The sequence below is a fragment of the Pseudonocardia yuanmonensis genome (genome assembly GCF_039542425.1).
In the GTDB taxonomy this organism is placed as follows: Bacteria; Actinomycetota; Actinomycetes; order Mycobacteriales; family Pseudonocardiaceae; genus Pseudonocardia; species Pseudonocardia yuanmonensis.
In genome coordinates, this window is record NZ_BAABIC010000006.1 from 217,433 (window position 1) to 237,848 (window position 20,416).

Below are 20,416 nucleotides of genomic sequence, written 5' to 3' on the forward strand. Positions count from 1 at the left end.
CCGATGACCTACACACCGGACAAGCCGCCGCTGAAGGAGTCGCTCGACGAGCTGCGGGCCCGCATCCCGGGCTGGGGCGCCGACCTGGACCCGGCGGACCGGCCGTCCGACCCGAAGTTGCGGTTCCTCCCGGACCTCACCGATGCGCACTGGCGCTTCCCCGACCGGCAGCCGGACGACGATCGCCGCGAGCGGTCCGTCGAGCACGAGTTCCTCACGCCCGTCTACGGGACCACCTGCCCCCGCCGCGGGCTCTCGGGCGCGGTGCGCGGACTCGCCTACCGCCGCTACAGCGAGGGCCGTGCGGCGCACTGGCTGCTGCTGATCGTCGGCGACCGGATCGACGCGTGGGAGCATCACGTGCGCTCCTTCGCCACCCTGCGCCCGGACAACCCGGTCACCGAGACCGGGGTGCTCGGCGAGTTCTCGCGTCACCCCGTGCGGTCCCGGTTCGGCCGTGGCCGCACGGACCTGGCCCACCAGTGGCTCGACCCCGTGGTGGTCGCGGGGCCGTGGGTGGCCGCGGGCGCGCTGGCGGTGAAGGGCGGGCGGGGGCTCGTCCGCAACCGGGCGGCGCTGGCCGCGGCGGGATCCGGCGCGGCCCGGGCCGCGGGCCGGATCGCCGGTCAGGTCCTGCGGCGGACCAGCATCTCCAGCGACAGGCGCGCGAGCGGCAGGTAGAGCGTGAGGACGGGCCACGGGCCGTCGACGGTCAGCCAGGTCCGGGTGCCGCTCCCCCTCGGTTCGACGCCGTGGTCGAGCGACAACCGGATCGGCCCGAACCGGACGTCCCAGGCCCACGAGCCGGTACCGGGCCGGGCGGCGGGGGTGCCGCCCGGCCCGGCGTCCTCCGGCTCGTGGACCTCCGTGACCGTGAACGGCACCGCCAGCCGCAGCGGCCCGCGGACCCGCCCGGTCATGCCCGGGACCAGCCGGTCCGCGGACGCCTCGACCCCGAGCAGGTAGGGCGCCCACTCGGGCCACCGCTGCGGGTGGGCGTAGCGGTCCCACGCCTCGGCGGCGGCCACGGGTCCGGTGGCGTCGATCGTGCTGCGCACCCGTCGACCCTCACTCCGCGGCCTGCTGCGCCGCCGAGTAGGCCAGCTGCAGGAAGTCCGCGCCGGTGAGGGCGGTGAAGGTGCCGGTGAGCAGCCGGGTCACCCGCGGCGCGAACACCAGCCCGATCGTGAGGCCCGTGGCGATCCACAGGTCGAGGCAGAACGGGCAGGTGAGCAGCTCGCCGATGCTGTGCCGCAGGGACGACTCCGTGCGCGGCTCCTCCATCACCTCGGAGGGCCCGGCGGTGTCGCTGTACCTCGCGAACGGCGCGCGCAGCGGGCTGGTCACGGCGTCCTTGGTGATCGTGCGGGACAGCTTGTGGGTGGCCACGGTCAGCAGGACGAGGTCCTTGACCGACACCGTGGGCACCGTCCGCCGGGTCGCCGCGAGGATCCCCGCGACGCTCGCGACCAGGGCGGCGAAGACGCCCATGACCACCACGTAGCCGGCCAGCGGCCGGTCCTCCCCCTGCCGGTACTCGTCGGCCTCCGACCGGGCTCTGTCGTCGGCCACCGCCGCGACCGTGTGTGCCGTGCTCGCCATCGGTCCTCCTCGTCGCCGTGCGGGTCGCCGTGTGCCCGGTTTCGCCGGGTCGCTCACCGGGTCGGTCACCGCGTGCGCGGGTTCCGGTTCGGGGTCTGTCCGGCCACGCCGTGCCGCAGCGGCTGGTTGTTGTCGGTCTGGTCGACGGGGGCGCCGGCCCCGGCCTCCGGCGTCGGGACGACCTCCGGCCGGGCCGCCGCCGGGTCGCCCCCGGACGGCTCGGCCTCGCCGCTCGCGAGCGCGTCCCGGCGGTGCGTCAGCGCCTGCAGCACGGACGGCCGGTTCGCGTGCCCGCGCTCGTGCTCGAGCAGCGAGTCGAGACCCTGCTCGTCGAGGGTGCGGATGCGGTGCACGAGGCTGCCCTCGGGGAGTTGGTCGTAGTCCGGGATGGGCAGCTCGGTCTGGTTGCTCATGGGCGGCGGATACCGCGGATCAGCCGTCCCATGCACGCCACCGGTGCACGCGTCAGAGCCCGGTCGGGGCGGCCTCCGGCTCCGGGTCGTCCGGCGGCTCCGGGCGGACCGGCTCGAGCGCCGCGGTGTCGCCGCACCAGAGGAGCGCGTCGTAGCGGTCGCCGAGGGTCGACGGCACGTAGTTGCCCCACCGCTCGCGGTCCGGGTGGTAGACCACGCCGATCGCCCGGTGGTCCAGCGAGGTGCGCAACCAGCGCGGCTGCTCGAACGAGGGCGGGAAGCACAGCACGGACGGGCCGTCCCCCACGGCCTCGTGCAGCAGTTCCTCCGCGCTGCCCGAGCGCGCGACCGGCACCTCCATCTGCTCCGCAGGGGCGCCCCAGGAGCGGCCGGCGAGCACCGTCCCGCGGTGCCCCGCCTGCCCGACCAGCAGCACACCCTCCGCGCCGTGCCGCTCCCGGGCGAGCTCGCCCAGGTTGGTCATGCCCTGCTCCTCCATGTCGGTGGCGCGGGCGTCGCCGATGTGCGTGTTGTGCGCCCACACCACGCCCCTGGAGTCCGGCCCGGTGTGCTCGAGCAGCCGGTCGAGGGTGTCGGCCATGTGGACGTCCCGGACGTTCCAGGACTCCGGGCCGCCCCCGACGGCCGCCCGGTAGTACCGCTCCGCACCGGCGACGACGGCGGCGTTCTGCTCGGCCACGAAGCGCTCGTCCGCCGAGCCCGGCTCGGCCCGGCTGTGCTCCGCGCACAGCTCCCGCAACACCTCGACGACGGGCTGCTCGCAGTGATCCGGCACCCAGCGCGTCATGCGGGCGTAGTCGAAGGGATCGGGCCCGAAGGGCTCGAAGCACGCGTAGGCGGCACGGGCGGTCTCGGCGAGCACCGGTTCGTGCTCGGCGAGCCAGTCGACCACCGCCCGCATCGACCGGTGCAGGCTGTAGACGTCGAGGCCGTGGAAGCCGACGCGCTCGGCCTCCGGACGCCCGGCGTTGTGGTCGTGCAACCACTCCACCGCCTCGCGCACCGCGGTGTTGGCCCACATCCAGGTGGGCCAGCGGTCGTAGCCGGCCAGGGCGTCGTCGGCCGTGGCCGGGCCCGACGGGTCGCCGACGACGTACCGGTGCAGGCGCCGGCAGTCCGGCCAGTCCCCCTCCACCGCCACGAACCGGAAGCCCTGCTCGGCCACCAGCCGCCGGGTCAGCCGGTCCCGCCACGCGTAGAACTCGTGGGTGCCGTGCGAGGCCTCGCCGATCAGCACCAGCCGGGCCCGGCCGGCGCGCGCGACGAGTTCGTCGAGGTCCCCGTCCGAGGCGAGCGGGCGGGCGAGGGCGCGGACGCCGGTGACGTCGTCCGCGCGGACGGTGCGGGTCCCGGAGCCGGTCATGCGGGCCTCCCGTCCGGGTCGAGGGCGAACAGGCGGAACGGGCGGCCGATCACCGGGCGGGCGACGTTGTGGACCGGCACACCGGCGCTCGTGCGGCCGTCGGGGGACCCCGCGTGCGCGTGGCCGTGCAGGGCCAGCGCGACGGGCGATCCGCAGGCGACGGCGGAGCCGTCGATCGCCTCGCCCAGGAGGTGGCTGCCGAGGAAGGCGTGGATCTCGGCCGGCTCGCCCTCGAGCGTCTCCCGCACGGGTGCGTAGTGGGTGAGGGCGACGCGGACGTCGCAGGCGTCGAGCCCGCACAGCGCCTCGCCGAGGCAGGCGGCGAGGGTGCGGTTGCGGGCGGCGAAGGCCTTCATCTCCGGCTCGCCGAAGTCCGACGCCGTGGCGGGTGGGAAGCCGCCGCCGAAGCCGACCGTGCCGGCGACGCCCAGCCGCCTGCCCCCGATCTCGACGACCGTGTGCGAGCCCTCCAGCACCTGGATGCCGCCCTCCTCGAGGGCGGCGGTGACGCCCTTCTCGTCGTCGCCGTGCAGGTCGTGGTTGCCGAGCACGGCGACCACCGGCACCGGGCTGTCGGCGAACTCCCCCGCGACCACCCGCGCCTCCGGGGCCGTGCCGTGCCGGGTCAGGTCGCCCGCGAGCAGCAGCACGTCGGCCTCGCGGGCCGCCGCGGCGACGTCCGCGGCGTAGCTGCCGGCCATCCCCTCGCCGAGGTGGATGTCCCCGACGGCGGCGATCGTGATCATCCGGCCACCTCCGACAACCGGTTCTCCTCGGGCGCGATGCCGAGGTCGTCGCAGACGGACAGGAAGGCGCGGGCGAAGGGCGAGACGGCCGCCTCGGTGCGCAGCCGGTCCCAGTCGACCTGCTCGCGCAGGGCGCGGGCGTGCGGGAAGAGCCGCGCCAGGTCGCAGAAGTGCTCGCTCAGCGCGAGGGCCTTGGACAGCAGGATGTCGGTGGCGGACTCGACCGGCAGCAGCACGGAGTCGACCCGCAGCTCCTCGGCGCGGGCCAGCTGCTCGCGGGTGACCTCGCGGTCCGCGGGACGGAAGATCAGGTCGACGAGGACCTCGCCGTCGCCCTCGTCGACGAACGCCTTGACCAGCCAGTCCTCGGGCGGTTGGAGCACCCGGAGACCGGCGGCGGCGAGCACGCGCAGCGCGTCGGGCACGTCCCCGGGGGTCAGCACGAAGTCCACGTCGTGCACCGGCTCGGGGCCGCCGCGCGCCCAGGACGCGTACCCGCCGGTGAGCGCGAAGGGCACGCCGGCCGCCTTCAGGGTGATGCCGACGCGCTTGAGGGCCTCGCGCATCGCCCGGTCGGTGCGGTCGCTCACGGTGGTCGACTACCCGCCCACGGTCGGCTCAACCGGCGTCGGTGAGGGCCGGGTCCCGGTCGCCCGGGACCCGGCCGCGGCTAGAACCAGACCTTCCGGCCGCCGACCGGGCGGCCCGTGCGCCCGAGGACCAGGAAGATCACGCCCAGGATGAGCAGGATCGCGCCGATGTAGTACAGCAGCGACAGTCCGGTGAGGAATCCGATGAGGAGCAGGACGAGCCCCAGAATGATCACGAAGTCTCCTTCGACGGTCGGGCGCACCGTGCGCCCGTGGTGATCGCTTGTACCCGGACGCGTGATCGAAAATGCGTCCCAAGGTCACGATCCGGAGACGACGTGCACGGAGCGTCGGCCGCCCTCGATCCACACCGTCTCGGCGTTGACGAAGGTCCGCGGGCCGACCCGTGCCGGCTCCCGTCCGAAGCCGGAGTTCTTGGTGCCGCCGAAGGGGACCTCGGGGGTCGCCTCGATGGGCCGGTCGACATGGATCATCCCGGTCTCGATCTCGCGGACCAGCCGCTGCTGTTCCTCGGCGTTCGTGGTCCTGGCGCCCGCCGCGACGGTGTCGCGGACCTGCTGGTCGATACCGCGCCCGGTCCGGGATCATGCCGCGCGTCCCGGGTAGACCGTGGCCGACGGGGAAACCACGCCCGATGGAGACCGAACTGACCCTGCGGGTCGACGGCGCCACCCACCACCTCCGCGTCGACACGCGGACCTCCCTGCTCGACGCGCTGCGGCAGCGGCTCGGGGCCATCAGCCCGAAGAAGGGGTGCGACCACGGGCAGTGCGGCGCGTGCACCGTGCTCGTCGGCGGCCGCCGCATCCTCGCCTGTCTCGCCCTGGCCGTGGCGTACGACGGCGCCGAGGTGACCACCGCGGCCGGGCTCGCCCCCGGGCTCGACGAGGACCACCCCGTGTACCGCGCCTTCGTGGACAACGACGCCTTCCAGTGCGGCTACTGCACGCCCGGCCAGGTGTGCTCGGCCGTCGGCGTGCTCGACGAGCTCGACCGCGGCTGGCCCAGTGCCGCGGGCGCGGACGTCGCCGCCGGGCCGGACCTCGGCGATCCCGGGGTGCTCGACCGGGAGATCGCCGAGCGGATGAGCGGCAACCTGTGCCGGTGCGGCGCCTACAAGGGCATCCGCGCCGCGGTCGCCCAGGCCGGCGGGTTCGCGGGCGGCGGCACGGACGGGGTGCGTCGATGAGGCCCTTCGCCTACGCCACCCCGCCCGACGCCCGCGAGGCCGTCCTCGCCGTGGCCGGGCGGCCCGACGCCGCGTTCCTCGGCGGCGGCACGAACCTCGTCGACCACCTGCGGCTCGGCGTGGCCCGGCCCGGCCTGCTCGTGGACGTCGCCGCGCTGACCTCCGCCGACGTGGAGGACCTCCCGGACGGCGGACTGCGGATCGGCGCCGGGGTCCGCAACTCCGACCTCGCGGCCGACCGGCGGGTGCGCGAGCGCTACCCCGTGTTGGCCGAATCCCTGCTCGCCGGCGCCTCCGGGCAGCTGCGCAACATGGCGACCACCGGCGGGAACCCGCTGCAGCGCACCCGCTGCGTGTACTTCCAGGACGTCACGACCCCGTGCAACAAGCGCGAGCCCGGCTCCGGCTGCGCGGCGCTCGGCGGCGCCACCCGCCAGCACGCGATCCTCGGCGCGTCCGAGCACTGCATCGCCACGCACCCGTCGGACATGGCCGTGGCGCTCGCGGCCCTCGCCGCGCAGGTGCAGGTGCTGGGACCGGACGGGGAGCGCACGATCCCGTTCACCGACCTGCACACGCTGCCCGGCGACCACCCCGAGCGGGACACCGTGCTCGGGCACGGCGAGCTGATCACCGCGATCGACCTGCCGGCGGCCCCGATCGCCCGCCGCTCCCGCTATCGGAAGGTGCGCGACCGGGCGTCCTACGCGTTCGCGCTGGTCTCCGTGGCGGCGTGCCTCGACGTCGCCGACGGCGGGATCCGGGACGTGCGCCTCGCGTTCGGCGGGGTGGCGCACAAGCCCTGGCGCGCCCACCGGGCCGAGGAGGCGCTGCGCGGGACGCCGGCCACCGACGGGTCGTTCCGCGCCGCCGCCGAGGCCGAGCTGGCCGACGCCCGCCCGCAGGAGGGCTTCGACGGCGGCAACGCGTTCAAGATTCCGCTGCTCACCGGGACGCTGGTGAGCACGTTGCGGGAGTTGGCCGGAGAGGAGGCCCGCGCATGACCGCGACCCTGGAGCCGAGGGCGATCGGGCGCGACCTGCCCCGCCGCGACGGCGGGGCGAAGGTGCGCGGCACCGCCGTGTACGCCGACGAGACGCCGGTCGCCGACCCGTTCTTCTGCCGGATCGTGCAGGCCACCGTCGCGCGCGGGCGCGTCACCGGTGTCGACACTGCCGAGGCGGCCGCGCTCGAGGGTGTGGTCGCCGTGCTCACCAGCGGCGACGCCGAGCGCCTGGCCTCCACCGACGACGCCGAGCTCGCCGTGCTGCAGGGCGACGAGGTCGGCTTCCGCGGCCAGATCGTGGCGGGCGTGCTCGCGGCGACGGACGAGGTGGCCCGCGAGGCCGCCGACCTCGTGCGGGTGGAGTACGACGCCGAGGAGACGGACGCGGTGCTCTCGCCCGACCGCGACGACCTCTACACGCCCGAGTCGGTCAACCCGAGCTACCCGTCGGACACCCACGACGGCGACATGGCGGCGGCGATGGCCGAGGCGCCGGTGACGGTCGAGCAGACCTACACCACGCCGATGCTGCACAACAACCCGATGGAGCCGCACGCCACGACGGCCCTGTGGGAGCCGGGCCCGGACGGGCAGGACGGGCACCTGACGCTGTGGGACTCCACGCAGGGCGTGCACCCGGTCCGGCAGACGGTCACGCAGATCTTCGGGCTGGAGGCCGCGCAGGTGCGGGTCGTGTGCCCGTACGTCGGCGGCGGCTTCGGCTCGAAGGGCAACCCGCACCCGAACGTGATCATGGCGGCGATGGCGGCCCGGACGGTGCCCGGACGGCCGGTCCGGCTCGCGCTCACCCGGCAGCAGCTGTTCTCCCTGGCCGGCTACCGCACGCCCACGATCCAGCGGATGCAGCTCGCGGCCGACCGGGACGGCCGGCTGCGCGGCATCGCGATCGACGTCGTCGAGCAGACCTCCCGGATCAAGGAGTTCGCCGAGCAGACGGGCGTGCCCACCCGCAACATGTACGCCGCCCCGAACCGGCGCACCACGCACCGGCTGGCGGCGCTCGACGTCCCGGTGCCGTCCTGGATGCGGGCGCCCGGCGAGTGCCCGGGCATGTTCGGGCCCGAGGTCGCGATGGACGAGCTCGCCGCCGAACTGGGCCTGGACCCGGTGGAGCTGCGGATCCGCAACGAGCCGGAGGTCGCGCCGGAGAGCGGCAAGCCCTACTCCTCGCGCAACCTGGTGGCCTGCCTGCGCGAGGGCGCCGAGCGGTTCGGTTGGGCGGGGCGCGACCACCGTCCCGGCCTGCGGCGGGAGGCGGGCTGGTGGGTCGGCACCGGCGTCGCCGCCTCGGTGTACCCGACCATGCGGATGCCGAAGTCCACCGCCACGCTGACCTACGACGGCGGGCGCTACATCGGGCGGATCGGCGCGGCCGACCTCGGGACCGGCGCCTGGACGGTGCTGCCGCAGATCGCCGCCGACGCGCTCGGCGTCCCGGTCGAGGACGTCGACGTGCTGATCGGCGACACCGACCACCCCGAGGCGTCCGTGGCCGGTGGGTCGTCCGGCACCACGACCTGGGGCTCGGCGCTGGTCGAGGCCGCCCGCGAGTTCCGGGACAAGTACGGCGCCGACCCGCAGGACGGGGACGCCGCCGAGGGGTCGGTGAACCCGAACGCGGCCGGGGAGGACTACGAGATGTCCGCGTTCGGCGCCCAGTTCGCCGAGGTGCGGGTGCACGCCGACACCGGCGAGATCCGGGTGCCCCGGCTGTACGGGGTGTTCGCGGCGGGGCGGATCGTCAACCCGCGCACGGCCCGCTCGCAGCTCCTCGGCGGGATGACGATGGGCCTGGGCATGGCCCTGCACGAGCAGAGCCTGCTCGACCCGCGCACCGGCCACGTCGTCAACCACGACCTGGCCGAGTACCACGTGCCCGCGAACGCCGACGTCGACGACCTGCAGGCGCACTGGCTCGACGAGCACGACCCGCACGTCAACGCCATGGGGTCGAAGGGGATCGGCGAGATCGGGATCGTCGGCACGGCGGCCGCGGTGGCCAACGCCGCCTGGCACGCCACGGGCGTGCGGGTGCGGGACCTGCCCGTCACCCTCGACCGGGTGCTGCCGGGGCGCTGACCGGTTCCGGGGTGCCGTCCGGGTCCGTGCCGGCCAGCGCGTCGAGCAGGATCCGGGCGGCGCCGGCCGTGTCCACCGCGGGCGACCAGTCCAGCTCGCGGCGGGCCCGGCCGGTGTCCATGACCGGGGTGTCGACGGCCAGGTCGAACCAGCCCGTCGTCGCGCCGAGGACGTGCAGGCGGTTCAGCAGGGCCAGCACGGCCCGCACCACGGGCCGCGGCACCGGCACCGGCCGGGCGCCGGCGACGGCGGCCAGCGCGCGGGCGTCGAGCGCGTCGGCGGCCACGTTGACCGCGCCGGCGGGCCGTCGGTCGAGCACGGCGGCCACGGCCCGTCCCAGGTCGTCGGCGTGCACGAGCTGCAGGACCAGCCCGGCCGGCAGCGGCAACACCGGGACCCGGCCCGCCTGCAGCGCGCGCAGCAGCACCGACGGCACGGCCGGGCCGAGGAACAGCCGGCGCATCCGCGCCGCGGAGTCCGACCGGATCACCAGCGCGGCCCGGACCCGGGTGACCACGACCGCGGGGTGCGCGCGCTCGAACTCGTCGAGCATCGCCTCCGCCGCGACCTTGTCCCGGCTGTAGGCCGACCCACGATGCGCCCTGACCGGCCACGACTCGTCGACCGGGCGCGCCGGCTCACCGGGCGCGTGCGGCCCGTACACCGCCTGCGAGGACAGGAAGACGAGGTGGCCGACGCCGGCCCGGTCCGTCGCGTCGAGCACCGCGGCGGTGCCGTCGAGGTCCACGTCCCGCGGGGTACCGGCGTCGCCCACGGGCTGGATGGCCCACGCCAGGTGCACGACGGCCGCGGCGCCGCGCAGGACCTCCGCGAGCCGGTCGGCGGCGTCCGCGGTCAGCAGGTCGACCGGGTGCCAGGTGAGCCGCGGATCGTCCGGCGCGTCCTCGGGAGGGTGCCGGCACACGGCCCGGACGGTCACGTCCGGGCGCTCCCGCAGGGCGTCGAGCAGCCCGGAGCCGACGGTGCCGGAGGCGCCGACGACCACGACCGTGCGTGCGGGACCCGTCATGCGGTCCGCTCGGTCGGTCCGGACCGCCTGGCCGGTTCGGTCTGCTCGGTGTTCCCGTCCAGGCCCTCGCGCAGCCGGACGAGGGTGCGCGCGAGCAGCCGGGACACGTGCATCTGGGAGATGCCGACGCGCTCGGCGATCTGCGTCTGGGTCATGTCGCCGAAGAAGCGCAGGGTGAGGATGAGCCGCTCCCGGTCGGGCAGCTCCGCGATCAGCGGCCGCAGCGACTCGCGGTACTCCACGTGCTCGAGCGCCTTGTCGACCTCGCCGAGGGTGTCGGCCACCGGTTGGTCGTCCGCGTCGTCGACGGCGGTGAGCGAGCCGGCGTGCTGGTTGGCCTTGGCCGCGAGGGCCTCGAGGACCTCCTCCCGGTCCACGCCGAGGTGCCGGGCCAGCTCACTGGGTTTCGGCGCCCGCCCGAGCGTATGGGCGAGCGGACCCGAGGCCCTGCCGATCGCGACGCTCAGCTCCTTGAGCCGCCGCGGCACCCGCATGGACCAGGTGCGGTCGCGGAAGTACCGCAGCATCTCCCCGCGTACGCAGGGGATGAGGTAGCCGAGGAAGTCCCCGCCGGCGCGGTCGGGGTCCCAGCGGTCGATCGCCGAGAGGAGCCCGATGGTGCCCACCTGCACGAGGTCCTCGATCCCGGCGCGGTAGCCCGCGCCGTGCCGCTGCGCGAGGTGCCGGACCACCGGCAGGAACGCCAGGACGAGGTCGGAGCGCAACCGCTCGCGGTCCGGGTGGTCGGTGGGCAGAGCGGCGAACCGCTCCAGCACCGGCATCTGGTCGGCGTACTCGCTGGGACCCCGGTCGTGCGGCCGAGCGGGCACGGTACGGGCGTCGGGGACGGCGTTCATCGGGCCTCCTTCACGTCGCGGGACGTCAGAGGCAGTTGGCTGTACCTCGGTGGAGCGCGTGCGGACGCGCTCGGGCGTCGGTTCTGCGTCGGTCGCTCCTCGACCGTACAAGCGCCCGCCGGGCGTCGCGCGTCGAGTCGGCAGCGCCGGAGGCATGGCCCGCGCCCACCGGGGTATGACGCGCAACACACCGTTCCGCGTGAGCCCACCCAACGGATCGCACACGACCCACTCCAGGGAGCCCCGATGCCCGTCGGACCCGTCCCGACCACCGCTCGCCGCCCGGCCCTCACCCGGCCGGGCCCGACCGCCGTGGCCGACGTGCTCGGCCCGTTCGTCGCGTGGCTTGTGACCCGTGAGCCGCACGAGGGCCTGCGCAGGCGCTACGTGCGGGTGGTCGAACGCTTCCTGGCGTGGGCTGCCGCCGACCGGGGCGACCCCCGGACGCGGCGCGAGCGCTACGAGGCCGAGGCCGGGCTCGCCGGCACCGCGGAGGGGCAGGCCATGGCGGCGGCGCTCGACCGGCTCGCCGAGCACCGCCGCATCCTCGCCATAGCCCCCGACCTGGACGACTGACGGGGAGGTGCGCTGCGGTGGGCGAGCCGCGCGGTCCCGGGCCGCCGCCTCTATTGTCGGCAGGTCCGGTCGTCCGTGACCGGGCCGTGGGCGGTCGGCGACGACCGGAGAGGAGCCCCGTGAACCCGGAGTCCGGAGCGGAGCGGGGCGCCGCCGGACCCGGTGCCGGGACCCCCGCGCACCTGCCGGCCGCGCTGCCTCTCCTGCCCGACCTCCGGCTGGCCGCACTGTGGGTGCCCCCCGCGCCGCTCGGACCCGCGGCCCTGCCCCAGTCGGACGGCGCGGCGCCCGCCGGCGACTGGCTGGACGTGGTGCCCCTGCCCGGCGGGCGGCTCGCGCTCGCCGTCGGCGACCTCGTGGGCCCCGAACCCCGGCCGGGTGCGGTCACCGGGCTGCGCACCGTGCTGCGCCAGGCCCTGTACACCGCGTCGAGCCTCACCGCCGCCCTCGAGCAGGTCGAACGGGCCGCGAGCGCCGACGAGGCGCTGCACGGCGCGTCGCTCACGATCGTCGTCGTCGGGCCGGACGGCCGGCTCGAGCACGCCCGCGGCGCCCATCCCCCGGCCCTCGTCAGCGGGCCGGGCGGGATCGCCCCGGTGCCCGGCCAGGCCTACGGCCCGCTGGGCGTCGGCGCCGCGCCACCGGTGCCGGAGACCGCGCACCTGGCCCCCGGCGAGACGCTCCTGCTGTACTCGGACGACGTGGTGGAGGGCCGCGGGCGCGGGGTCGGGCAGGGCCTGCGGCCGGCGCCGGACGTCCCCGAGGACGACCCCGCCGCCCTGTGTGCCCTGCTCGCCGCGCGGGCGCCCCGCGGCGGCGTCGCGGTGCTGGCCGCGCACCGCCCCCTCGTGCCGGTCCGACCGCTGCACCTGGTGCTGCCGGTGGACCCCTTCGCCCTGAGCCCGCTGCGGGAGAGCGTGACCCGCTGGCTGGAGGCGGCGGGGGTGGCGCCGCGGACGGTGGTCGCGGCGCCGATGGTCGTCTCCGAGCTCGCCGCGAACGTCATCCAGCACGCCTACCCCGAGGGCGCCACCGGCGAGATCCGGGTGGACGTGGCGCTGACGGTCGCCGGCCTGAGGATCAGCGTCGCGGACGACGGCACCTGGCGGACCCCCGAGGCGGAGGGGCCGGACGGGATCCCGGACCCCGCCGACGAGCGGTCCGGCTTCGGACTGGCGGTGGTCCGGGACCTGTGCGACGAGCTGGTCGTGGAGCCCGGCCCGCAGGGCACCACGGTGACCGCTCTGCTGGCGGTCGACCGACCGGTGGCCGTCGGTGAGACCCCGCGCCCGGGCCCGGCGGCCGCGCCCGAGGCCTTCACCGTCCACACCGGCGACGCGGGCGTGCTGTACGTGCAGGGCGACGTGGACCTGCCCGCCGTGACCGCCCTACGAGCAGCGCTGCTCGCCGCGGCCGCGGGCGGGGTGCGCTGCGTGCTCGACCTGACCGGCACCACGCTCTTCGCCAGTGCCGGGGTGCGGTTGCTGCACCAGCTCGACCCGGGCACCGACCTGCAGGTCGTCGCGCCCCCCGGCAGCGTGGCGCGGCCGGTCCTGGAGCTGACCGGGCTGGGACACCTGCTCAGCGACCGGGCCGAGAGCGCCTGACGGGCCGGACGGCCCGGTCGTCGCCGACCGGGCCGCTGGTGGTTCAGCCCGCGCCGGCCTCCCCACCCTCGACCTCGACCCCGATTCCGGCCGCGGTCCCGGCTGCGGCGCGTTCCCGGCGGGCCTCGACGGCCTCGGCGTACACCTGCTCGACGGCGCCGACGAGCCGGTCGCGGCCGTACCGGGACACCGCCCGGTCCCGGCCCGCGATGCCGAAGGCCAGCGGCACCGCGCCCTCGCGCAGCAGCGCACGCAGGGCGTGGGCCAGCACGTCCGGCCGGGCGGGCGGCACCAGTACGCCGGTGACCTGGTCGACCACGGTCTCCGCCAGCGCACCGACCGCCGACGCGACGACCGCGCGGCCGCAGGCCATCGCCTCCAGCGCGACCATCCCGAAGCCCGTCCGGTGCGGCACGTGGACCAGCGCGTCGGCGGAGCGCAGCAGCGCCGGCAGGATGTCGCGGCGCACCGCGCCGAGGAACCGGACGCGGCGCTCGACGCCCGCCTCGCGGGCCACGGCGTGCAGCCGCGCCAGGTCGCGGTCCTCGGCCGGGTCGATCCCCGGATCGTCCGTGGGTGGGCCGCCCGCGACGAGGAGCTCGGCATCCGGGACCGAGCGTAGTGCCCGGATCACGTCCTGCACGCCCGCCTCGGGATCGAGCCCGGCGACCGCCAGCAGCCGCGGGTGCTCCCCGCGGCGCAGGGTCGGCCCGTCGGGGTGGAAGGTCTCGGTGTCGACGCCGTAGGGCACCACGTGGATCGCCGAGCGGCGGGCGCCGAGCCGGACGAGGGCGAAGACGTCGTCCTCCCCCGTGGCGAGCACCCGGTCCGCGCGCGCGACCAGCACGTGCTCGGCCGACGCGCGGCCCCGGCTGTCGACGGAAGGGTCGACCGGCCGCTCCCCGACCCCGGGCAGGGTCACGACCAGCGGCAGGCCCAGCTCGCGGGCGGCGGCCGCGGCGGCCAGCCCGGCGGTCCAGGAATGGGCGTGCACGACGTCCGGCCGGTCGGCCCGCCAGCGGCGCTCCAGCTCCTCGGCCAGCACCGGCACCTGCGTGACCAGCCGGTCCTCGGTCAGCGGCGCGGCCGGTCCGGCGTCGAGGTGCCGGACCTCCAGCCCCTCGGCCGGGCGGACGACCGCCTCCTCGTCGGGCGAGTCCCGCCGGGCCACGAGGGTCACCTCGTGCCCGGCGGCGGCCAGGCCCCTGCCCAGCCCCGCCAGGTGCTCGCTCAGCCCGCCGTGACCCGTTCGACCGGGCGCGGCGACCGGGCTGCACCGGTCACACACGATCGCGACGCGCACCGCGGCTCCCCTCGTTCACGTGCGGCCGCCGCGTCGGGCCGCACCGGTGAGTACTCCTCGGACCGTACGGACCCGGAGCCGCCTACGCCAACGCTGGTCGGTGGGCGGGAGTGGGAAGGCCCTCGTGCGGCCGGACGGCGGAACCGCCCGGTCTCAGCCCGTCCGGACACCGGGGACGGCGTCGCCGCCCGATCCGGTGCCGGTGCCCGTGCCGGTGTCGGAGGCGATGTCGGGGGCGCCCGGGTCGTCGAAGCCGTCGGCGCCCGCGGCCACGTGGTCGCGCTCGACGCGGTCGTCCTCGATCCGCTCGTGGCGCCCGTCGCCGTGCCGGCCCGACGGCCGCGGGCGCGGCTCGTCGACCAGCGCGGTCTCGGTCTCGCCGCCGTGCGGCACTCCGTAGTGGTCGAACAGCGCCGCCTCGGTCTCGGGGCTCAGCTTCCCCTCGGGCACCTCGGGTGCGGTGCGCAGCTGCTCGGCGCCGTAGGGCACGTGCACCTCGCCCTCCTCGATCATCGCGCCGGCCAGCGGCAGCGCGGCGTGCCGCGAGCGCGACAGGCCGCCGGTCAGCACGACCCACTCCGGCCGCTGCGTCGCATCGTCGACGTAGACGGCGTCCACCGTGCCGAGCTCGGCACCGTCCCGGTCCCGCACGGTCAGTCCCTGCACGCGGGCGGGGTCGTCGAGGTCCGCCATGAGTTCCTCCTCGGGTCCGGGCCGTCCGGGCCTCCCGGGCGGCACGGACACCGGATGCCCGCCCGCCGCCGCCGCACACACCCCGTGCGGGCCTCACACGGGTCGGGGGTTGGGACGCCCCTTGATCGGGAAACACTCCGTGTGGGCGTACGCACGTGGATCGAGGCCTGGCCGGTCTACCGGCAGCTGACGGGCCCGGACCGGCTCGGCCGCGGCACGGCCTCGCGGTCGGGCGGGACGGAGGCCCTGCGCGCGCGGACCGAGGACGCCGACCGCGTCACCCGGTCCATCTGCCCCTTCTGCGCCGTGGGCTGCGGCCAGCGGGTCTTCACCCGTGGCGGCGAGGTCACCCAGGTCGAGGGCGATCCCGACTCGCCGATCAGCCGGGGCCGGCTGTGCCCCAAGGGGGCTTCGACGCTCTCGCTGGTCACCGCGCCCACCCGGGTCACCGGCGTCCGCTACCGGCGCCCGCACGGGACCGACTGGGAGGACCTGGACCTCGACACCGCCCTCGACATGATCGCCGACCGGGTCCTGGACACGCGCCGCCGTACCTGGGAGGACCGGGACGACGAGGGCCGGTACCTGCGCCGGACCATGGGCATCGCGAGCCTCGGAGGAGCGACCCTCGACAACGAGGAGAACTACCTCATGAAGAAGCTCTACACCGCGCTGGGCGCGGTGCAGATCGAGAACCAGGCCCGTATTTGACACTCCTCCACGGTTCCCGGTCTGGGGACCTCCTTCGGCCGTGGCGGCGCGACGAACTACCAGCAGGACCTGGCGAACTCGGACTGCATCGTCATCCAGGGCTCGAACATGGCCGAGGCCCATCCGGTGGGCTTCCAGTGGGTCGTGGAGGCGAAGCGGCGCGGCGCGACCGTGATCCACGTGGACCCGCGCTTCACCCGGACCTCGGCGCTGGCGGACCTGCACGTCCCGATCCGGGCGGGCACGGACATCGCGTTCCTCGGCGGGCTGATCCGGCACGTGCTGGAGACGGGCGCGTACTTCGAGGACTACGTGCGGGCGTACACCAACGGGCCGATGCTCCTGCGCGAGGACTTCCGGGACACCGAGGACCTCGACGGCCTGTTCTCCGGCTACGACCCGGGTAGCGGCACCTACGACACCGAGACCTGGCAGTACCAGGGCATGACGGCGCCCTCGGCCGCCGGCGACCGGGACCTCGACGTCCACGAGACCGAACGCGGCGAGATGCCCGGGTCGGGCGGCGCGCCGATCTCGGCCGACCCGGAGCGCGACGACACCATGCAGGACCCGCGCTGCGTGCTGCAGGTGCTGCGCCGCCACTACGCCCGGTACACCCCGGAGAAGGTGCACGAGATCTGCGGCATCCCGGTCACGACCTTCCGGCGGGTGGCCGACGCGCTCGTCCGGAACTCCGGCCGGGAACGGACCAGCGCCTTCGCCTACGCCGTGGGCTGGACCCATCACACCGTGGGCGTGCAGTACATCCGTGCGGCCTCGGTGCTGCAGGCGCTGCTGGGCAACATCGGGCGCCCCGGCGGCGGGATCCTCGCCCTGCGCGGGCACGCGAGCATCCAGGGCTCCACGGACATCCCGACCCTGTTCGACCTGCTGCCCGGCTACATCCCGATGCCGCACGCCCACCGCGACGAGGGCCTGCGGCACTTCATCGAGTCCAACGCCGGCACCAAGGGTTTCTGGGGTGACCTCGACGCGTACATCGTCAGCCTGCTCAAGGCCTGGTTCGGCGACGCCGCCACCGCGGACAACGACTTCTGCTTCGACCACCTCCCCCGGCTGACCGGCGACCACTCGTCGTTCCGCACGGTCATGGACCAGGCCGAGGGGAAGGTCCCGGGCTACTTCGTGATCGGCGAGAACCCGGCCGTCGGCACCGCGAACTCCCGCATGCAACGGCACGGGCTCGCGACGCTGGAGTGGCTGGTCGTCCGCGACCTGAACATGATCGAGACGGCCACCTACTGGAAGGACGGGCCGGAGATCGAGACCGGCGAGATGCGGACCGAGGACATCGGCACCGAGGTCTTCTTCCTGCCGGCCGCCGCGCACACCGAGAAGGACGGCACCTTCACCAACACCCAGCGCCTCCTGCAGTGGCACCACAAGGCCGTCGAGCCGCCCGGCGACTGCCGCAGCGACCTGTGGTTCTACTACGAACTGGGCAGGCGGCTGAAGGCGAAGGTCGCCGGCTCGGACGACCCGCGGGACCGCCCGCTGCAGGACCTGACCTGGGACTACCCGGTCGACGCGACCGGCGAGCCCAGCGCCGAGGCCGTCCTGCGGGAGATCAACGGCGTCGACGCCGACGGCAGGGCCGTGCCCGGCTACACCGCGCTCAGGGCGGACGGGTCGACGAGCTCGGGCTGCTGGATCTACTGCGGCGTGTACGCCGACGAGGTCAACCAGGCTGCGCGGCGCAGGCCCGGCGCAGAGCAGGACCTGATCGCCGCCGAGTGGGGCTGGGCCTGGCCGATGAACCGGCGGGTCCTCTACAACCGGGCCTCGGCCGACCCCGACGGCAGGCCGTGGAGCGAGCGCAAGAAGCTCATGTGGTGGGACGGCGGGAAGTGGGCCGGCCCGGACGTCCCGGACTTCCCCGCGGGCACCGCGCCGGACTACGTGCCGCCGCCGGACGCCCGCGCCGCGGAGGCCGTCGGCGGCGCCGAGCCGTTCGTCATGCAGTCCGACGGGCGGGCCTGGCTGCACGCCCCCGCGGGGCTCGCCGACGGCCCGATGCCCACGCACTACGAGCCGGAGGAGTCCCCGGTGGGCAACGCGCTGTACCGGCAGCGGGCCAACCCGGCCCGGCAGCGGTTCGAGCGCGCGGACAACCGCTACCACCCCGAACCCGGGACACCGGGTGCCGAGGTCTACCCGTACGTCTTCACGACCTTCCGGGTCACCGAGCACCACACCGCGGGCGGCATGAGCCGCTGGACGCCGCACCTGAACGAGCTGCAGCCCGAGATGTTCCTCGAGGTCTCCCCCGCGCTCGCCGCCGAGCGCGGGCTGACGCACGGGGACTGGGCCCACGTCGTCACGGCCCGGTCGGCGATCGAGGGGCGGGTGCTGGTGACGGAGCGGGCCAAGCCGCTGCGGTACGGCGACACGGTGATCCATCAGATCGGCGTGCCGTGGCACTGGGGCCCGAACGGGCTGTCGACCGGCGACGCGGCCAACGAGCTGCTCGCCGTGTCCCTGGACCCGAACGTGCACATCATGGAGACCAAGGCCGCGACCTGCGACATCCGCCCCGGCCGGCGCCCGCACGGGCCGGAGCTGGTCGCGTACCTCGCCGACCGCCGGCGCCGGGCCGGCCTGGAGGAGTAGATGGCGTCCCTGTCCGGCCCCCTCGCCGATCCCTCGGCCGACGCCGGTTACGCCGACGGCCACCCGCCGCGCGTCGGGTTCTTCACCGACACCAGCGTGTGCATCGGCTGCAAGGCCTGCGAGGTCGCCTGCAAGGAGTGGAACGCGCTGCCCGCGGACGGCGTGGGCGACCACGGCGCCGCCGGCGACGTCCTCGGGCTGACCGGGATGAGCTACGACAACACCGGCGGCCTGGGCGCGAGCACCTACCGGCACGTCGCGTTCGTGGAGCAGCGGGTGCCGGCGCGCGACTCCTCCCCGGTGGACCTCGGGATGCCGTCGGCCCAGCTGCCGGGCGCGGTGCAGCCCGGTGCGGGCAGGGAGGACGCCACCGAGGTCCGCTGGCTGATGTCCTCGGACGTCTGCAAGCACTGCACGCACGCCGCCTGCCTGGACGTCTGCCCCACCGGCGCGCTGATCCGCACCGAGCACGGCACGGTGCTGGTGCAGGAGGACATCTGCAACGGCTGCGGCTACTGCATCCCGGCCTGCCCCTACGGCGTGATCGACCAGCGAGAGGGCGACGGCCGGGCGTTCAAGTGCACGATGTGCCAGGACCGGCTCGGCGCGGGCCTCGCCCCGGCCTGCGCCACTGCGTGCCCCACCGAGTCCATCCAGTTCGGCCCGCTCGACGAGCTGCGCGAACGCGCCGACGCCCGGCTGGCCGAGCTGCACGGGCGGGGCGTGGGCGAGGCCCGGCTCTACGGCCGGGACCCGGACGACGGGGTCGGCGGCGACGGGGCCTTCTTCCTGCTGCTCGACGAGCCGGAGGTGTACGGGCTGCCGCCGGACCCGGTCGTCACCACGCGGGACCTGCCGTCGATGTGGCGGCACGCCGCGGGTGCGGCCCTGGCCGTCGCGGGGGTCGTCGCAGCCGCGTTCCTGGGCGGCCGGCGATGAGCGCACCGGAGCACCGGACCGCGGCCGGGACCCCCCGGCGGCGGCGCGGCAAGGGGGGCGGCGAGCGGCTGATGGTGCCGGAGGCCGAGTTCACCTCGTACTACGGCCGGCCGATCCTCAAGCCGCCGGTGTGGAAGGTCCCGGACGTGCCCGCCTACCTCTACCTCGGCGGGCTGGCCGGGGTGTCGGCCCCGCTCGCGGCCCTCGCCGACCTGACCGGATGGCCGGGGCTGCGCCGGCTCGGGCGGCTCGCCGCCGCGGGCGGTGCCACCGTGAGCGTCGGATTCCTCGTCCACGACCTGGGCCGGCCCGAACGGTTCCCGCACATGCTGCGGGTGCTGAAGGTGACCTCGCCGCTGTCGGTCGGGTCGTGGATCCTCGCGCCGTTCGGGGCGCTCGCCGGGGCGACCGCGGCGGCCGAGGTCCTCGGGGTCGCGCCGCGGCCGGCGCGGCTCTCCGGCCTGGCCGCCGGCGCGCTCGGTCCGGCGCTGACGACCTACACCGCGGTGCTGGTCGCCGACACCGCCGTGCCGGCCTGGCACGAGGGGTTCCGGGAGCTGCCGTTCGTCTTCGCCGGGAGCGCGCTCGCGTCGGGCGGCGGGGCGGGGCTGCTCGCGTCCGGGGACGTCACGCCCGCGCGCCGGATCGCCGTCGCCGGGGCCGTGCTGGAGCTCGCGTCCACCGCGGTGCTGGAGCGCCGGATCGGGTTCGCGGCGAAGGCCTACCGGACCGGCCGCGCGGGCGCCGTGCTCACCGCCGCCCGGGCGGGCACGGTCGCGGGCGCCCTGGGTGCGCTGGCCTCCGGTTTCCTGCGCGGCCGGCGCGGTCGCGCGCTCGGCGCGGTCTCGGGCCTGCTGCTCAACGCCGCCTCGGCCGCCACTCGCTACGGGATCTTCGAGGCCGGCATGACCTCGGCCCGGGACCCCGAGTACACGGTCCGCCCGCAACGCGAGCGCCTCGAGGCCCGTCGGGAAGACCCGGCGAACGGCGCTCTCGCTCATACCTGGTGAGCGAGAGC

21 protein-coding genes are annotated in these 20,416 nt (G+C 75.7%); 9 read left to right on the forward strand and 12 right to left on the reverse strand.

Translation table 11 applies throughout. The features are described from left to right. Positions 1 to 3 precede the first annotated feature (3 nt). Positions 4 to 681, forward strand: coding sequence for a hypothetical protein (locus ABD990_RS11175; RefSeq protein ID WP_345380285.1), 678 nt, complete (start codon positions 4 to 6; stop codon positions 679 to 681). On the opposite strand, the gene ABD990_RS11180 is transcribed toward ABD990_RS11175, so the two are convergent. The 8 genes from ABD990_RS11180 to ABD990_RS11215 all read right to left on the reverse strand — a co-directional run bounded on the left by ABD990_RS11180 (position 627) and on the right by ABD990_RS11215 (position 5,322). After that, positions 627 to 1,058 carry an SRPBCC family protein gene (locus ABD990_RS11180; RefSeq protein WP_345380286.1) on the reverse strand — a complete coding sequence of 144 codons (432 nt, stop codon included), beginning with the start codon at positions 1,056 to 1,058 and terminating at the stop codon, positions 627 to 629. The two genes, ABD990_RS11175 and ABD990_RS11180, sit on opposite strands and share 55 nt — an antisense overlap. A 10-nt stretch (positions 1,059 to 1,068) precedes the next feature. Continuing rightward, complete coding sequence (locus ABD990_RS11185) at positions 1,069 to 1,602, reverse strand: DUF1360 domain-containing protein (RefSeq protein ID WP_345380288.1); 534 nt, start codon at positions 1,600 to 1,602, stop codon at positions 1,069 to 1,071. Positions 1,603 to 1,667: 65 nt separating this feature from the next. Beyond that, entirely contained in the window at positions 1,668 to 2,015 is a 348-nt protein-coding gene (locus ABD990_RS11190; RefSeq protein ID WP_345380289.1) for a DUF8129 domain-containing protein, read from the reverse strand. Positions 2,016 to 2,067: 52 nt separating this feature from the next. Then, positions 2,068 to 3,399, reverse strand: a complete 1,332-nt coding sequence (locus tag ABD990_RS11195; protein ID WP_345380290.1) for an erythromycin esterase family protein — start codon at positions 3,397 to 3,399, stop codon at positions 2,068 to 2,070. Then, positions 3,396 to 4,145 carry a metallophosphoesterase family protein gene (locus ABD990_RS11200; protein ID WP_345380293.1) on the reverse strand — a complete coding sequence of 250 codons (750 nt, stop codon included), beginning with the start codon at positions 4,143 to 4,145 and terminating at the stop codon, positions 3,396 to 3,398. The genes ABD990_RS11195 and ABD990_RS11200 overlap by 4 nt, the downstream gene beginning before the upstream one ends. Next, the gene (locus ABD990_RS11205) at positions 4,142 to 4,735 is read right to left on the reverse strand and encodes a hypothetical protein (protein ID WP_345380294.1); all 594 of its coding nucleotides are present in this window, start codon (positions 4,733 to 4,735) and stop codon (positions 4,142 to 4,144) included. Before ABD990_RS11205 ends, ABD990_RS11200 begins: the two co-directional genes overlap by 4 nt. Positions 4,736 to 4,815: 80 nt before the next feature. Further along, positions 4,816 to 4,971 carry a hypothetical protein gene (locus ABD990_RS11210; protein WP_345380297.1) on the reverse strand — a complete coding sequence of 52 codons (156 nt, stop codon included), beginning with the start codon at positions 4,969 to 4,971 and terminating at the stop codon, positions 4,816 to 4,818. An 84-nt stretch (positions 4,972 to 5,055) separates the two neighbouring features. Next, positions 5,056 to 5,322: an aldehyde dehydrogenase family protein gene (locus ABD990_RS11215; RefSeq protein WP_345380485.1), complete on the reverse strand. Its 267-nt coding sequence runs from the start codon at positions 5,320 to 5,322 to the stop codon at positions 5,056 to 5,058. Between the two features lie 68 nt (positions 5,323 to 5,390). On the opposite strand from ABD990_RS11215, the gene ABD990_RS11220 reads away from it, so the two are divergent. Genes ABD990_RS11220 through ABD990_RS11230 form a run of 3 tightly spaced genes read left to right on the forward strand, consistent with a single transcriptional unit; the run spans position 5,391 to position 9,051 of the window. Then, the gene (locus tag ABD990_RS11220; protein ID WP_345380299.1) at positions 5,391 to 5,945 is read left to right on the forward strand and encodes a 2Fe-2S iron-sulfur cluster-binding protein; all 555 of its coding nucleotides are present in this window, start codon (positions 5,391 to 5,393) and stop codon (positions 5,943 to 5,945) included. Then, positions 5,942 to 6,949 carry an FAD binding domain-containing protein gene (locus ABD990_RS11225; protein ID WP_345380300.1) on the forward strand — a complete coding sequence of 336 codons (1,008 nt, stop codon included), beginning with the start codon at positions 5,942 to 5,944 and terminating at the stop codon, positions 6,947 to 6,949. The genes ABD990_RS11220 and ABD990_RS11225 overlap by 4 nt, the downstream gene beginning before the upstream one ends. Next, the gene (locus tag ABD990_RS11230; protein WP_345380301.1) at positions 6,946 to 9,051 is read left to right on the forward strand and encodes a xanthine dehydrogenase family protein molybdopterin-binding subunit; all 2,106 of its coding nucleotides are present in this window, start codon (positions 6,946 to 6,948) and stop codon (positions 9,049 to 9,051) included. Before ABD990_RS11225 ends, ABD990_RS11230 begins: the two co-directional genes overlap by 4 nt. On the opposite strand, the gene ABD990_RS11235 is transcribed toward ABD990_RS11230, so the two are convergent. Next, positions 9,020 to 10,081, reverse strand: a complete 1,062-nt coding sequence (locus ABD990_RS11235; protein ID WP_345380302.1) for an NAD-dependent epimerase/dehydratase family protein — start codon at positions 10,079 to 10,081, stop codon at positions 9,020 to 9,022. The genes ABD990_RS11230 and ABD990_RS11235 overlap by 32 nt on opposite strands. Further along, on the reverse strand, positions 10,078 to 10,938 hold the full coding sequence (locus ABD990_RS11240; RefSeq protein ID WP_345380303.1) for a SigB/SigF/SigG family RNA polymerase sigma factor: 861 nt from the start codon (positions 10,936 to 10,938) through the stop codon (positions 10,078 to 10,080). Before ABD990_RS11240 ends, ABD990_RS11235 begins: the two co-directional genes overlap by 4 nt. Before the next feature lie 246 nt (positions 10,939 to 11,184). Here ABD990_RS11240 and ABD990_RS11245 point away from each other — a divergent pair, with 246 nt between their 5' ends. Beyond that, positions 11,185 to 11,514 carry a hypothetical protein gene (locus ABD990_RS11245; RefSeq protein ID WP_345380304.1) on the forward strand — a complete coding sequence of 110 codons (330 nt, stop codon included), beginning with the start codon at positions 11,185 to 11,187 and terminating at the stop codon, positions 11,512 to 11,514. 119 nt (positions 11,515 to 11,633) lie between these two features. Further along, positions 11,634 to 13,121: an ATP-binding protein gene (locus tag ABD990_RS11250; RefSeq protein WP_345380305.1), complete on the forward strand. Its 1,488-nt coding sequence runs from the start codon at positions 11,634 to 11,636 to the stop codon at positions 13,119 to 13,121. A gap of 43 nt (positions 13,122 to 13,164) precedes the next feature. Here the strand turns inward: ABD990_RS11250 and ABD990_RS11255 are convergent, their stop codons facing one another. Together ABD990_RS11255 and ABD990_RS11260 are read right to left on the reverse strand one after the other, a co-directional pair. Continuing rightward, on the reverse strand, positions 13,165 to 14,424 hold the full coding sequence (locus tag ABD990_RS11255) for a glycosyltransferase (protein ID WP_345380307.1): 1,260 nt from the start codon (positions 14,422 to 14,424) through the stop codon (positions 13,165 to 13,167). A 153-nt stretch (positions 14,425 to 14,577) separates the two neighbouring features. Further along, positions 14,578 to 15,117 (reverse strand): PRC-barrel domain-containing protein, encoded by a 540-nt coding sequence (locus tag ABD990_RS11260; RefSeq protein ID WP_345380309.1) that lies wholly within the window; start codon positions 15,115 to 15,117, stop codon positions 14,578 to 14,580. Between the two features lie 141 nt (positions 15,118 to 15,258). On the opposite strand from ABD990_RS11260, the gene fdh reads away from it, so the two are divergent. Genes fdh through nrfD form a run of 3 tightly spaced genes read left to right on the forward strand, consistent with a single transcriptional unit; the run spans position 15,259 to position 20,408 of the window. Continuing rightward, the gene (gene fdh / locus ABD990_RS11265) at positions 15,259 to 18,459 is read left to right on the forward strand and encodes a formate dehydrogenase (RefSeq protein WP_345380311.1); all 3,201 of its coding nucleotides are present in this window, start codon (positions 15,259 to 15,261) and stop codon (positions 18,457 to 18,459) included. Beyond that, on the forward strand, positions 18,460 to 19,398 hold the full coding sequence (locus ABD990_RS11270; protein ID WP_345380312.1) for a 4Fe-4S dicluster domain-containing protein: 939 nt from the start codon (positions 18,460 to 18,462) through the stop codon (positions 19,396 to 19,398). Beyond that, entirely contained in the window at positions 19,395 to 20,408 is a 1,014-nt protein-coding gene (gene nrfD / locus ABD990_RS11275; protein ID WP_345380313.1) for an NrfD/PsrC family molybdoenzyme membrane anchor subunit, read from the forward strand. Before ABD990_RS11270 ends, nrfD begins: the two co-directional genes overlap by 4 nt. The last annotated feature ends 8 nt before the right edge of the window (positions 20,409 to 20,416 follow it).